The sequence below is a fragment of the Enterobacter sp. UPMP2060 genome (assembly GCF_053709655.1).
Map to the genome: position 1 here is coordinate 63,016 of NZ_JBSKJQ010000009.1, position 13,490 is coordinate 76,505.

16 protein-coding genes and 1 pseudogene are annotated in these 13,490 nt (G+C 55.0%); 7 read left to right on the top strand and 10 right to left on the bottom strand.

Annotated elements, in window-relative coordinates; all coding sequences use genetic code 11:
• Positions 1-64: 64 nt before the first annotated feature.
• Both dkgA and yqhD read right to left on the bottom strand, forming a co-directional pair.
• Complete coding sequence (dkgA, locus tag ACWKXN_RS16880; protein ID WP_033146647.1) at positions 65-892, bottom strand: 2,5-didehydrogluconate reductase DkgA; 828 nt, start codon at positions 890-892, stop codon at positions 65-67.
• Between the two features lie 105 nt (positions 893-997).
• Positions 998-2,161: an alcohol dehydrogenase gene (gene yqhD, locus ACWKXN_RS16885; RefSeq protein WP_033146646.1), complete on the bottom strand. Its 1,164-nt coding sequence runs from the start codon at positions 2,159-2,161 to the stop codon at positions 998-1,000.
• 195 nt (positions 2,162-2,356) lie between these two features.
• Between yqhD and ACWKXN_RS16890 the strand changes: the two genes are divergently transcribed.
• Positions 2,357-3,256 (top strand): AraC family transcriptional regulator, encoded by a 900-nt coding sequence (locus ACWKXN_RS16890; protein WP_454544053.1) that lies wholly within the window; start codon positions 2,357-2,359, stop codon positions 3,254-3,256.
• Positions 3,257-3,300: 44 nt separating this feature from the next.
• Here the strand turns inward: ACWKXN_RS16890 and yghB are convergent, their stop codons facing one another.
• Both yghB and metC read right to left on the bottom strand, forming a co-directional pair.
• Positions 3,301-3,960, bottom strand: a complete 660-nt coding sequence (yghB, locus tag ACWKXN_RS16895) for a DedA family general envelope maintenance protein YghB (RefSeq protein ID WP_023309176.1) — start codon at positions 3,958-3,960, stop codon at positions 3,301-3,303.
• Between the two features lie 143 nt (positions 3,961-4,103).
• Entirely contained in the window at positions 4,104-5,291 is a 1,188-nt protein-coding gene (metC, locus tag ACWKXN_RS16900; RefSeq protein ID WP_447782656.1) for a cystathionine beta-lyase, read from the bottom strand.
• A 251-nt stretch (positions 5,292-5,542) separates the two neighbouring features.
• Here metC and exbB point away from each other — a divergent pair, with 251 nt between their 5' ends.
• Complete coding sequence (gene exbB, locus ACWKXN_RS16905) at positions 5,543-6,274, top strand: tol-pal system-associated acyl-CoA thioesterase (protein ID WP_047060385.1); 732 nt, start codon at positions 5,543-5,545, stop codon at positions 6,272-6,274.
• 4 nt (positions 6,275-6,278) lie between these two features.
• Complete coding sequence (exbD, locus tag ACWKXN_RS16910; protein ID WP_023309173.1) at positions 6,279-6,704, top strand: TonB system transport protein ExbD; 426 nt, start codon at positions 6,279-6,281, stop codon at positions 6,702-6,704.
• Between the two features lie 42 nt (positions 6,705-6,746).
• On the opposite strand, the gene ACWKXN_RS16915 is transcribed toward exbD, so the two are convergent.
• Together ACWKXN_RS16915 and ACWKXN_RS16920 are read right to left on the bottom strand one after the other, a co-directional pair.
• Entirely contained in the window at positions 6,747-7,196 is a 450-nt protein-coding gene (locus ACWKXN_RS16915) for a hypothetical protein (RefSeq protein ID WP_032659963.1), read from the bottom strand.
• 1 nt (position 7,197) lies between these two features.
• Positions 7,198-7,601, bottom strand: a pseudogene (locus ACWKXN_RS16920) (hypothetical protein).
• Between the two features lie 103 nt (positions 7,602-7,704).
• Between ACWKXN_RS16920 and ACWKXN_RS16925 the strand changes: the two are divergent.
• The 4 genes from ACWKXN_RS16925 to ACWKXN_RS16940 all read left to right on the top strand — a co-directional run bounded on the left by ACWKXN_RS16925 (position 7,705) and on the right by ACWKXN_RS16940 (position 11,053).
• Entirely contained in the window at positions 7,705-8,208 is a 504-nt protein-coding gene (locus ACWKXN_RS16925; protein ID WP_023309170.1) for an ESA_00282 family adhesion-associated protein, read from the top strand.
• Between the two features lie 81 nt (positions 8,209-8,289).
• Positions 8,290-8,778 carry a TIGR00645 family protein gene (locus ACWKXN_RS16930; RefSeq protein ID WP_023309169.1) on the top strand — a complete coding sequence of 163 codons (489 nt, stop codon included), beginning with the start codon at positions 8,290-8,292 and terminating at the stop codon, positions 8,776-8,778.
• Positions 8,779-9,123: 345 nt separating this feature from the next.
• Positions 9,124-10,671 carry a methyl-accepting chemotaxis protein gene (locus tag ACWKXN_RS16935; protein WP_454544054.1) on the top strand — a complete coding sequence of 516 codons (1,548 nt, stop codon included), beginning with the start codon at positions 9,124-9,126 and terminating at the stop codon, positions 10,669-10,671.
• A 127-nt stretch (positions 10,672-10,798) separates the two neighbouring features.
• On the top strand, positions 10,799-11,053 hold the full coding sequence (locus ACWKXN_RS16940; protein ID WP_196367045.1) for a hypothetical protein: 255 nt from the start codon (positions 10,799-10,801) through the stop codon (positions 11,051-11,053).
• Between the two features lie 97 nt (positions 11,054-11,150).
• On the opposite strand, the gene ACWKXN_RS16945 is transcribed toward ACWKXN_RS16940, so the two are convergent.
• The 4 genes from ACWKXN_RS16945 to yghU all read right to left on the bottom strand — a co-directional run bounded on the left by ACWKXN_RS16945 (position 11,151) and on the right by yghU (position 13,391).
• Positions 11,151-11,501 carry a helix-turn-helix domain-containing transcriptional regulator gene (locus tag ACWKXN_RS16945; protein WP_045356040.1) on the bottom strand — a complete coding sequence of 117 codons (351 nt, stop codon included), beginning with the start codon at positions 11,499-11,501 and terminating at the stop codon, positions 11,151-11,153.
• Positions 11,502-11,513: 12 nt separating this feature from the next.
• The gene (locus tag ACWKXN_RS16950; protein ID WP_302224356.1) at positions 11,514-11,846 is read right to left on the bottom strand and encodes a type II toxin-antitoxin system RelE/ParE family toxin; all 333 of its coding nucleotides are present in this window, start codon (positions 11,844-11,846) and stop codon (positions 11,514-11,516) included.
• A 193-nt stretch (positions 11,847-12,039) separates the two neighbouring features.
• Entirely contained in the window at positions 12,040-12,372 is a 333-nt protein-coding gene (locus ACWKXN_RS16955; RefSeq protein WP_029740720.1) for a hypothetical protein, read from the bottom strand.
• Between the two features lie 152 nt (positions 12,373-12,524).
• On the bottom strand, positions 12,525-13,391 hold the full coding sequence (gene yghU, locus ACWKXN_RS16960; RefSeq protein ID WP_023309162.1) for a glutathione-dependent disulfide-bond oxidoreductase: 867 nt from the start codon (positions 13,389-13,391) through the stop codon (positions 12,525-12,527).
• Between the last annotated feature and the right edge of the window lie 99 nt (positions 13,392-13,490).

Below are 13,490 nucleotides of genomic sequence, written 5' to 3' on the forward strand. Positions count from 1 at the left end.
CGGGGTTTTTATTTCGACACGTAGGCCGGGTAAGGCGAAGCCGCCACCCGGCTTTTTTACGCGATTACCCGCCAAACTGGTCCGGGTCCGGGCCTAAACGTTTACCCTTATCCAGCTTCGCAATCTCACCCAGCTCGTCTTTGTCCAGACGGAAATCCCAGACGTCGAAGTTCTCGGCGATGCGCGATGGCGTGACCGATTTCGGGATGACCACCAGGCCGTTGTCCAGATGCCAGCGAATGACGATTTGCGCCGGGGTTTTACCGTATTTATCCGCCAGCTCACGGATAATCTTTTGATCAAACACCCCTTCGCCGCCCTGCGCCAGCGGGCTCCAGGACTCGGTCTGGATTTTATGCGTAGCGTTCCAGGCGTGTAGCTGGCGCTGCTGCATCAGCGGGTGCAGCTCGATCTGGTTAATCACTGGCGCAACGCCCGTTTCGTCAATCAGCCGCTGCAGGTGATGAACCTGGAAATTACAGACGCCGATGCTTTTCACCAGCCCCTCTTTCTGCAGTTCAATCATCCCTTTCCAGGCATCAACGTAGTGATCGATAGCCGGAACCGGCCAGTGCATCAGCCAGAGATCGACGAAATCGAGCTGGAGTTTCTCCAGGCTCTCCTCCAGCGCTTCGCGGGGACGTTTTTGATCGTCGTTCCACAGTTTCGTGGTGATGAATAACTCATCGCGGGGGACGCCAGCGCTGGCCAGTGCCTTACCCACGCCGTCCTCGTTTTTATATGCGGCGGCGGTATCAATGGACCGATAGCCGACTTCCAGGGCTTTATGAATGGCGGAGACGACCTCGTCGTTACCGGCTTTCCATACACCTAGCCCCAACTGGGGCATCACGTTGCCGTCCTGCAGCTTGATTACGGTTTGGTTTGCCATTTTTCCTCCTTCAGGTGCGCATCGCCGGAGGGTTCCTCCGGCGATGGGTTGTGCATTAAGTCTGGACGAAATGTCAAAAAACGAAAGTCGGGAGGGCAAAAACGCTTAGCGTGCCGCTTCGTAGATGCGACGGCTCACGTCGAGCGTAATATCGCCGTGCTCGCCCAGGTGGGTCATGCCGTGCTCTTCGAGTTTCGCCAGCAGGGCAGGGATGGAGCTGCCGTCCAGGCCGTAGCCGGACAGACGCGTTGGCACGCCCAGACCTTCAAAGAAGCTTCGGGTCGCTTCGATGGCGGCATCAATACGCGCATCGTCAGAACCCTCGGTGATGTTCCACACGCGCTCGGCGTACTGCAGCAGTTTGGCACGCTTGGTATCCCGTTTTTCGTTCCACAGCGCAGGCAGCACAACGGCCAGCGTCTGAGCGTGGTCCAGACCGTGCATCGCCGTCAGCTCGTGGCCCAGCATATGGGTTGCCCAGTCCTGCGGCACGCCAGCCCCGATCAGGCCGTTCAGCGCCTGCGTTGCCGCCCACATGACGTTGGCACGAACGTCGTAGTTTTCCGGCTCTTTCAGCGCTTTCGGACCTTCTTCGACGAGCGTCAGCAGAATGCCTTCCGCGAATCGATCCTGAATTTTGGCATCTACCGGATACGTGACGTACTGCTCAACGGTATGAACAAAGGCATCGACCACGCCGTTCGCCACCTGACGCGCAGGCAGGGTGTAGGTGTAAACCGGATCCAGGATCGCGAACACAGGCTGAACGTGTTCGTTCATAAAGGCCTGTTTGTCGCCGGTCGTTTTACGGGAGATCACCGCGCCCTTGTTGGATTCAGAGCCGGTGGCCGGCAGGGTCAGCACGGAGCCCATCGGGATGGCGCTTTTAATGTCGCTGCCGCGGGTTTCCAGAATGTGCCACGGATCGATGCCGTCAGCGTAGTGCGCTGCCGCCGCGATGAACTTGGTGCCGTCCAGCACGGAGCCGCCGCCGACGGCCAGCAGGAAGGTGATATTTTCTTCGCGGGCAATTTTCACCGCGTTCATTAGCGTTTCGTAAGACGGATTTGGCTCGATGCCGCCGAACTCACGCACGTCCAGACCGTCCAGGGCGCTGTAAACCTGATCCAGCACGCCGGTTTTTTTCACGCTGCCGCCACCGTAGGTGATCAGTACGCGGGCGTCAGCGGGGATCTGCGCGCGCAGATCGGCGATAGCGTCTTTACCAAACAGAATGCGGGTTGGGGTGTGAAGATTAAAGTTGTTCATTGCTCGTTCCCTTTAGTGGGTGAAAAACCGTGGTGGCGCAGAGGGCGACCTGATGCTGCACATTGTGTCTGTCCGGGGCTATCCTCTCAATGCACATTCCTGCCGATGTCTTGCCCATTTCTACAGAGCGCTGGAGAAAGCGCGGAAAACGACGCACACTGTCAACGTCGGAAACCGTACCCGGAGTAACGTAATATGAACCGTGAAGCGATCTGCCATCAGCTCACTGCGCAGATTAAGAGACTGATAGATAACGAAAATGGCGTCAGTGGCCTGCTTCCTGACATTCGCCTGCTTTATGGCACGCAGCCCGGGACGCGCACGCCGGTCATGTACCAGCCGGGCATCGTTTTTCTCTTCTCGGGCCATAAAATTGGCTATATCAACGAGCGCGTGTTCCGCTACGACACCAATGAATATCTGCTCCTGACGGTACCTTTACCCTTCGAATGTGAAACCTTCGCGACAGAGGCCGTTCCGCTGGCCGGTATTCGCGTCAACGTCGATATTCTTCAGCTGCAGGAGCTGCTGATGGATATTGGCGAAGACGAATTCTTCCAGCCGTCTATGGCGTCGAGCGGGATTAACTCGGCGACGCTGTCGGAAGATATCCTCTGCGCCATTGAGCGTCTGCTGGACGTGATGGAAAGGCCGCTGGACGCGCGTATTCTGGGCAAACAGATCGTCCGCGAAATTCTCTACCATGTGCTGCTGGGTCCGGGCGGCGGGGCGTTACTGGCTCTGGTGAGCCGACAGACCCACTTCAGCCTGATAAGCCGCGTGCTCAAGCGTATCGAAAGCCAGTACACGGAAAACCTCAGCGTCGACCAGCTGGCGGCGGAAGCGAACATGAGCGTCTCGGCGTTTCACCATAACTTCAAGTCGGTAACCAGCACCTCGCCGCTGCAGTACCTTAAAACCTACCGGCTGCATAAGGCGCGGATGCTGATGATCCACGACGGCATGAAGGCCAGCGCGGCGGCGATGCGGGTGGGTTACGAAAGTGCGTCGCAGTTCAGTCGGGAGTTTAAGCGCTATTTCGGCGTCACGCCGGGAGAGGATGCATCACGCATCCGAACCATGCAGGGAGCTTAAGCTTTTCCCCTCTCCCCTATGGGGAGAGGGTCAGGGTGAGGGGATCAGGCGCTGCAGTACTTCTTCTTAATCACTACCGCGATGGTTCCCACCAGTCCTGCCACCAGCAGGAACATCGGCAGCACCATCAGGAAGGTCATCACCTGATCTTCATGGTGTTTCACAAAGGGGATCATATTCAGCGCGTAGCCGAGCGTGGTGACCACACCCACCCACAGCAGGGCGCTGAGCCAGTTGAAGAACTGAAAGCGGCGGTTTGACAGACCGGAAATGCCCGCCATCGTTGGCAGAAGCGTGCGAACAAACGCGAGGAAACGCCCCGCCAACAGTGCCAGCAGGCCGTGCCTGTCGAACATGCAGGTCGCACGCTGATGATATTTATGCGGTAACTGCGCCAGCCAGCCTTTCACGACGCGGGTATTCCCGAGCCAGCGGCCCTGCAGATAGCTCAGCCAGCAGCCCAGGCTGGCTGCGGAGGTGAGAATAACCATCGTTGGCGTGAAGTCCATGACGCCTTTCCCGATTAACGCCCCGGCAAGTAAAAGCAGGCTGTCACCGGGTAAAAAAGAGGCTGGCAGTAATCCATTTTCCAGAAACAGAGTTGCGAACATCACGAGGTAAACGATACCGACGACGTGAGGATCCGCCAGCGCGGCAAAGTCGTGTTGCCAGAGCGCCGCGATAATATCTTGAATAACAGCCATGGACTTTCCTGTGGAACAGCAGATATAGCGCTATTGTACTCCCTTATTCGCCCGTCGGGTTTGATCCCGGGCGCAACTCAAGCAGACTTTTCTGCTTGCGGTGTTCACAAAAGCGTCCAGGGAGTACATTTTCAGCCAGCACTCTACACGATACGCTCGAACCCTGCTGCTAAATCGGCAATCAGATCGTCAACGTTTTCTAAACCGATATGCAGTCGAATCAGGGTACCGCTGAAGTCCACTTCACCGCCGGGACGCAGAGCCGCAACCTGTTCCGGCTGGTTAGGCAGGATCAGGGATTCAAAACCGCCCCAGGAGTAGGCCATGCTGAAGAGGGTAAAATTATCCAGATAGCTCGCCAGCTCGTCGTTATTCAGCCGTTTTTTCAGTACGAACGAGAACAGACCGCTGCTGCCCGTAAAGTCACGCTGCCAGAATTCGTGGCCTTTAGTGCCCGGTAACGCGGGATGATTCACGCGCTCAACCTGCGGATGCTGCGCCAGCCATTCGGCCACCTTCAGGCTGCTTTCATGGTGCTGACGCAGACGAACGCCCAGCGTGCGGAGTCCGCGGCTGGTCATGTAGGCCGTGTCTGCATCCACCATCTGGCCCATCAGGTAAGCATTTTCACGCAGCTGATCCCAGCAGCGCGCGTTGGAAACCGCGGTGCCAATCATGCCGTCAGAGTGGCCTATCAGGTATTTCGTCGCCGCCTGAATCGAGATATCAATGTCGAATTCCAGGGCTTTAAACAGCACGCCCGCCGCCCAGGTGTTATCGATCATAACGATCGCCTCTGGGGCTTTGCTGCGCACGGCCTTCACGATAGCCGGCACGTCGTGAACTTCCATGGTGAGCGATCCCGGAGATTCCAGGAACACAATGCGCGTGTTTGGCTGAATAAGTTCGGCAATGCCTTCACCAACCAGCGGGTCGAACCAGCCGGTCGTTACGCCGAGCTTGCTGAGGATTTTGGTGCAGAAATCCTGGCTGGGCTCGTAGGCGGTGTTGGTCATCAGGATATGGTCGCCCTGTTCCACAAACGCCAGAATGGTGTTGGCGACCGCCGCCGCCCCGCACGGGAACAGCGCGCAGCCCGCGCCGCCTTCCAGCTCGCACATCGCCTCCTGAAGAGAGAAATGGGTTAGCGTGCCGCGACGGCCATAAAACAGCCCGCCTTTGGCGCGATTGCGCGTGGCAATTTTTTTCTCCTCAACGGTATCAAACACCAGCGAGGAGGCTCGTTGAATCACGCTGTTGACCGATCCCTGCGTATATTTTTTGCTGCGTCCTGCCTGTACCAGCGTGGTATCAAGATGCTTCTTTGTCATGTTCGCTAACCCTGTTTTTATACGTCTGGACGTCCAGACTACCACGATTGGAAAAAACTGCACCCCGAGGCTTATCGAATAAGCAGAAAATATTAGCAAAAATTTGCATAAGAAATTTTTACTGCGTAAGCGCAAGGAAAGTGAACGAAAATTACGGCACCATGCAAATACTAATGAGAACTACTATCAATTCGACGACGTTTTGATATTATTACGCTCAGATTTTGTGATTTGCGTCCTGGAGATACAGAGTGGGTAATAATTTGATGCAGACGGATCTCTCCGTTTGGGGCATGTATCAGCATGCTGACATCGTGGTTAAGATTGTGATGATCGGCCTGATTCTGGCGTCCGTTGTCACCTGGGCTATTTTCTTCAGCAAGAGCGCCGAGCTGCTTTCGCAGAAGCGTCGCCTTAAGCGGGAACAGCTACAGCTGGCTGAAGCCCGCTCTCTGGATCAGGCTGCAGATATGACCTCATCCTTCCACGCGAAAAGCCTGACCACCCTGTTAGTGAACGAAGCGCAGAACGAGCTGGAACTCTCCGCTGGCAGTGAAGATAACGAAGGGATCAAAGAACGTACCGGTTTCCGCCTGGAGCGTCGCGTTGCGGCCGTTGGCCGACACATGGGACGCGGCAATGGTTATCTGGCGACCATCGGCGCGATCTCACCGTTCATCGGTCTTTTCGGAACGGTCTGGGGCATCATGAACAGCTTTATCGGTATCGCGCAGACCCAAACCACCAACCTGGCGGTCGTTGCGCCGGGTATCGCAGAAGCGCTGCTGGCGACGGCAATCGGTCTGGTTGCCGCTATTCCGGCGGTGGTCATCTACAACATCTTCGCGCGCATGATTGGCAGCTACAAAGCCACGCTGGGTGACGTTGCCGCGCAGGTTCTGCTGCTGCAAAGTCGCGATCTCGACCTGAACGCCAGCTCGGTTAAGCCGGTGCACGCGGCGTCTAAACTGCGCGCAGGTTAAGAGTATGGCGATGCGTCTAAACGAAAATCTGGACGATAACGGCGAAATGCATGAAATCAACGTGACGCCGTTTATCGACGTCATGCTGGTTCTGCTGATTATCTTCATGGTGGCCGCGCCGCTGGCGACGGTGGATGTGAAGGTGAATCTGCCCGCCTCTTCCAGCCAGCCCCAGCCGCGCCCGGAGAAGCCTATCTACCTGTCGGTAAAGGCGGATAAATCCATGTTCCTCGGGAACGACCCGGTGACGGCCGACTCGGTCATCCCGGCGCTGGAGCAGCTTACGGGCGGTAAGAAAGACACCACGGTCTTCTTCCGCGCGGATAAAACCGTTGATTATGAAACCATGATGAAGGTAATGGACACGCTGCATCAGGCGGGTTACCTGAAGATTGGACTGGTCGGCGAAGAGAAAGCGGCCTCGAAGTGATAAAGAAGCTGGCGAAAGCCGGCTTTTTTTATGCCTGTCGGCTTAAGCGTTTTTATTATCCGTCGGTGCGGTAGAAGGGGTTGCCAGCGCGTCCTCATCAAGCGCCACGCAGGTGACGTTTGAGGTACGGTACTCACCGTCGGACAGCTTGCGCGTCAGACGCAGGGTGGCGATTTCTCTGGCAAGCAGATACTGATAATTGGCCTCAAGACGTCCCAGAAGCTTCTCTTTCAGCTCGGGACGCTGCTCTATAATGGCGTTCATCACGGCACCGTAAATCTCTTCTTTGACCTGTAGCGGATAAATTTCACGGCGATTCTGCCATTTCAGACGAACCAGCGTCGCCGGGATCGATACCAGGTCTTGCGTAATACGCGTCATCTCGTCATTTTTTGTGTTTCTTAGCGCGTCGAGATTTTGCTTTAAGATAAATTCATCACTTTTTTTATCATCTAAAGTCAAATAAACGTCGTTGTTTTTAACTTCTTTCACGTTAATCTTCCCCCAGGCTATAAAAGATTGGGTTGTTTTTTCGCGCGTAATTAAATTAAGCCAAATTTCATTGCCCGCTTCATTAATTTCTTCGGTTTTCTCGGCCATTATTTGACTTAGTTTCTGGGCATCTATTTCACCCTCGGCCTGCAGGTCATTCAGCAGGTGGACAAAGGCTTCAATTTTTATGGCGCGAAATAAGCGGTCTTTTATATGGCGATCGTGCTCTTCCAGCAACATATTTCGGGATTTGCCAGTTCGGGAAACACCAATTAATATATCGGGCTCGAAATCAGAGAGCTTTCTTTTCCCCTGAGTGAAACTGGCCTCTTTTTCTGCTTCCGTCGGTTGCTGTTCCACAGGCGTAATGTGGTACTTAGCCGGGACGAGATAGTCGGGCAGCATTTTTAATTTCCTTTATTTTCAACAGGGTGGGGTTGGTAAAGGCGTGAGATTCGTTGACAATATCATGAGGCAAATTTAAAATCAAAAAAAATGGAGCCTACCCATGAACAGCATCTTTTTTACGGTCATCACATTACTATTACTGACCGCTGGTGTGCTTTTATTGATGCAGGAGTTCAATAAAACGAAAGTGTCGAAAGACACCAGTGAACCCCCGCAACCTGAACTGATGACAAAAGAGGAAGGGGAAGACCATTTCTCTGTATTGATGAACTCCGTTACGCCTGTCTGGTACTGGCGGGTGAACCACGAATATATCGACTTTTTACACGCGACAATTAAGCGTATGAAAATGTCGGAAATTAATGACACGCCTGGACTGTTTGAGGCGCAGCGTCGCTGTAGCGATCTGAATTCAGCAGTCTATAAATATTATGACAATATTAAAAAGCGCTGTCTTAACGGCGAGAAGGTCTCTTATTCCGATCTGGACGTATTAAATTTGCGTCAGTGTTTTCGCGAGTTCAGTCTGGAAGCCTATCCTGAACTGGTGGCGCTTGTCTGGCCGGAGTACGCACGTCCCGAAGTTAACCCAGACAACGTCTGAGTGACGTACCGTTGAGTTATTGCAAACAGCCAGCGCCGTTGAGATATACTGGGCGCTGGTTTCTTTTGCAAACAGGACTTTATGGAACGCTTTTTTGAAAATGCCATGTACGCCTCCCGCTGGATACTGGCTCCCGTCTATTTTGGCCTCTCGCTGGCACTTATCGCACTGACGATTAAGTTCTTTCAGGAAATCTGGCATGTTCTGCCGAACATTTTTTCTATTGCCGAAGCGGATTTGATTCTGGTTCTGCTGTCGCTGGTGGACATGACCCTGGTGGGCGGGCTGCTGGTGATGGTGATGTTCTCCGGCTACGAGAATTTTGTCTCCCAGCTCGATATCGACGAGCGTAAAGAGAAGCTCAGCTGGCTGGGCAAAATGGATGCTTCGTCGCTGAAGAATAAAGTGGCCGCGTCGATTGTGGCGATCTCCTCTATCCACCTGTTGCGCGTGTTTATGGACGCGAAGAACGTGCCGGATAACAAACTGATGTGGTACGTCATCATCCACCTGACGTTTGTGCTGTCTGCGTTTGTGATGGGGTATCTGGATAAGATCAGTAAGAAATAAAGTACACCTTACCCCTCACCCTAACCCTCTCCCCAAAGGGGCGAGGGGACCGCTCGGTGCGGCCTTTCTCCCTCTCCCTGTGGGAGAGGGCTGGGGTGAGGGCATCAGACCGCACTATTTATCCGACGACGCCTGCCACAGATTCAAAGCGCTTTCCCACTCTGCACTTATCACATCACAAATTGCATCACTAAGCGCGGGCCTAATGATTAACGGCAGCTGTGTGACCAGTGAAGCCACGCTAATTAAAAATGATCACAAAACGTTATAATTTCCCTCTTTCCTGCCGATAACGAGAGTAGTACTCGCCTCTGGGCGAACTCACCCTCACGGCAAGGAAGACTTATGAATATGCTCCGTAATTTCACGATCCGTTTCGTCATGCTGACGATTCTCGGGATCTTTTGTTTAATGTGGGCGGGCGTTGGGTTGTACAGCACCTGGTCCCTTTCTCGCGTATCGGATGGCAATGAAGTCGATCGCCAGCTGGTTAAACAGATGACGGTACTCAGCCAGGGTAACGATCAATATTTCCGCTTTGTGACCCGTTTGAGCCGTGCGATGGAAGTCAAAGCCGCAGGCGGCACGCCGGATCTGTCCTCTGCCCAACAGGCGCTGGATAACATGGGCAAGAAACTGGCCGAGATGAAAGCGATCTCCCCAGGCCCGATGGACGAGCAGGTCTCTTCCCGGGTGATCGGCTCCTGGCAGGCGCTGCTCGAACAGGGCGTTACGCCGCAAATGCAGCAGGCGAAGCAGGGGGCTCTGGAGGGGTATCGCCAGCAGGCCAACAACGTCACGCCACCGCTGAGCCGCGCGTTCGGTGCGGCCGCTGAGGCGTTCAACAATGCCGCCGCGAAGTCGCTCGACAGCACCCGCGTGGTGGTGGACGGCCTGACAAGCATGACCCGCACGGTGATTATCGTCGCCACGATTATCGGCCTGCTGATCCTGCTCTTCACCGACCGTTACCTGGTGGCGATGCTGGTCAAACCGCTGGCTCGCATTCGCCAGCAGTTCCGCCAGATTGCCCAGGGCGATCTCAGCCAGCCCATTGAGCCGTTCGGCCGCAACTGCGTGGGGCAGCTGGTGCCGCTGCTGAGCGCGATGCAGGACAGCCTGCGCGAAGCGGTCAGCACGATTCGCTCCGGCAGTGAAAATATCTGGCGCGGCGCGACAGAAATCTCCAGCGGTAACAACGATCTCTCTTCCCGTACCGAAGAGCAGGCGGCTGCGCTGGAAGAGACGGCAGCCAGCATGGAACAGCTGACCGCCACGGTGAAACTGAACGCGGAAAGCGCGCGTCAGGCCAGCCAGCTGGCCGATGTCGCCTCAACTACCGCCAGCCGCGGCGGCTCGCTGGTGGAAGAGGTGGTGACCACCATGAGCGGTATTTCGGAAAGCTCGAAGAAAATTGCTGAAATCACCAACGTGATCAACAGCATTGCCTTCCAGACCAATATTCTGGCACTCAATGCGGCGGTTGAAGCGGCGCGCGCGGGTGAACAGGGGCGTGGTTTTGCCGTGGTGGCAGGTGAAGTTCGTAACCTGGCAAGCCGCAGCGCCAACGCGGCTAAAGAGATTGAGGGGCTGATTACCGATTCCGTTTCCCGCGTAGAGCAGGGGGCGCAGCTGGTGAGCGACACCGGCACCACCATGGATGCGATTTTGCGCGACGTGACGGAAGTGACGACCATCATGAAGCAAATCGCTTCCGCCTCTGAGGAGCAAAGCAAGGGTATTTCGCAGGTCGGGATTGCCATTACCCAGATGGATGGCGTTACCCAGCAAAACGCCTCGCTGGTTGAAGAGGTTTCTGCGGCAGCGGCGGCGCTGGAGCGCCAGACCGAAGAGCTTCAGCGCTCGGTGCAGAAGTTCCGCCTGACGGTATAACGCAACCTATAAGGCCGCCTTGTGCGGCCTTATATTATTAACGCCTTCCCCATTCAGCTCCTTCTGAAACTGCTATTCTTTTGCTAACCCCCCTGACGTTCTGGGCTCTCTTCTTCGAGGTGTTGCTGTGAACAGATCGTTATCTGTCATTCCTGTCCTTTCTTTCATTTTTCTGATGCTATTCTCGGTTTCTGCCAGTGCGACCCAGCAGGCGCAGGAGCGGCGCGTGGCGCGTGATGTCAGGCAGGAAACCCGCGACGCGTCGCGGCAGGTGAAGCAGACCTGCGTGGCGAACAATAACCAGAGTAATCACGACTGCCGTCAGGACAAGCGTCAGATGAAACAGTCCGGAAGACAAAAAGCGCGGGACATTAAGTATTAATGCAACAGGTAAGGCGGCATGCAGGCATATCTCTTACCGCCTTTTCCAGTAGCGTTTCAGTATGACGATCGTCATTGATGCTTCGCCCGGCCAGAACTTAGGGCGTATTTTGACGTGCGTCCCACGCTGGTGCATTTAACCCTGCAGCTGCAATTCGGGAAATCGGGTATCCCGTTGCGGATGCCACTTCTGCGATACGCTTAAATGAGGGGTTACCGTTTGGTGAGAGTGATTTATAAAGTGATTCGCGAGAAATGCCTGCACGTTTAGCAATGACGGTCATCCCGCCAGAGGCTTCAATCACATGTCGTAAAGCCAGCATGAACGCCTCATAGCCTCCAGGCTCGTCAATTTCAATAAAAGCCTGATGAAGATATACGGGCGCGAAATCCGGAGAATCTTTCAGGAGCTGTACCATTGCGTCATCATGAAGTACTGATTTAGCCATTCCGATTTCCTCTTATATCCTGCGCTTGTAGTCGTTGAGATACTCAACGGCCCTGACAATATCTGCATTTTGCTTTTTTTTCGTTCCAGTCAATAGCACCAGACTCACTGCGCCATCTGCCGGATCGAAGACTTCGCTGAAATAGACGCGGTAACCCGGCCCCTGGTCAATCCTGAGTTCTGAAACGCTCTCTCTGCATGGCTTGCAATCACCATAGTTACCCGTAGACATTCTGGCGACACGTGTAGCAATCATGGCTTTAGCTATGGGATCTTTCACACTTCTCAGATATGCATCAAAAGGGTCGTACCCGTCTGCTGTGATGTAGTGTTTGACCTTAGCCATTATTGTAGCCTGTAGTTTACGATAAGCAAATGCATTGTAATCTTCAGGCTACGACAGGCAACTGTTCACAGGGTTGTGGCAGTGGGGAAGATGTGATTTCTGAAAGCAGATCGCAAAAATTTGAGACCTTGTGCGGAGGGATGACTGCATAACAACGAGGCCGGGCTTGCAGAGCGCTGCCCGGCTGTATTTATCAGTGCGTCGCTTCACCAATCAGCGCGCCCGTGCCCGCACCAACGGCTGCACCTTTCAGCACGCTCTTGCCGGTAACCGCCGCGGCACCTGCGCCTACGGCAGCACCTACCGCGCCGCCCTTACGCGCGGCTTTACCTTTGCCGCCGTTTTTGAACATGGCACCTGTGCCTGCGCCCACGACGGCGCCGCCAACGGTCGATTTCAGATCTTTGCCCGTGGCCGCACCAATGGCCGCGCCTGCTACCGCGCCAGCGGCGGTTTTGTCGATAGCCATTCCCGAGGTGGAAAAAATGAGGGCGCTGATAACCAGCGTTGTTTTAATAAGTTTCATAACAGATCCTTTGTGACTGCTGTCGGTTGAGACGTCGTTTCTCACGCGAGAAAAACGTCCAGATAGTGCCAGCAATACCGGCTCAACCTTTAAGCTAATCATGCCCTGGGCTGGGATCTCAGTTGCCGGGCGGGGACCCGCCCGGCTGAACATTACGCCTGACGCTTATCTTCCGTATTGGTATCGAAGTCGCTCGCCGCGTGGCGTTCGTGGAGCTGCTCGTTCAGCTCGCCGCTGGTGCGGTTAACGATGCGGCCGCGCTTAACGGCATGGCGATTCGCCACGTCTTTCGCCCAGCGCTGCACGTTAGTGTATTTCTCTGCGTCGAGGAACTCGGCGGCGTTATAGACGCTGCCCAGCGCCACACAGCCGAACCACGGCCAGATGGCGATATCCGCGATGGTGTACTCCTCACCCGCCACGTAGCGACCCCGCGCCAGCTGTTTATCCAGCACGTCGAACAGGCGTTTGGCTTCCATGGTGAAGCGGTCAATCGCGTACTCAATTTTTACCGGGGCATAGTTGTAGAAGTGGCCAAAGCCGCCGCCGAGGAACGGCGCTGCGCCCTGCAGCCAGAACAGCCAGTTCAGGGTCTCGGTGCGTCCCGCCGGATCTTTCGGCAGGAAGTGACCGAATTTCTCTGCCAGATAGAGCAGGATATTGCCGGATTCAAAGACGCGCGTTGGCGGGTTCGTGGAGTGGTCACGCAGCGCCGGTATTTTCGAGTTCGGGTTCACCTCAACAAACCCGCTGGAGAACTGATCGCCCTCGCCGATGCGGATCAACCATGCGTCGTATTCTGCGCCCGTCACGCCCAGCGCCAGTAGCTCTTCGAGCATGATCGTCACTTTCTGACCGTTCGGTGTTCCGAGAGAGTAAAGCTGCAGCGGGTGGGAGCCCACGGGCAGATCTTTCTCATGGGTCGCGCCGGAAATCGGGCGGTTGATGTTGGCGAACGCGCCGCCGCCGTTCTTTTTCCATTCCCACACTTTTGGTGGCTGATACGTGTTGTCTGACATGTTGGCCTGCCTTTTGAGTGATGTGTTGAGGCAGTGTAGCAGGAGATTTGTGAACCGTTTAACGTTGCGAGCGCAATCAATTAACCGCTATTCCTTCCG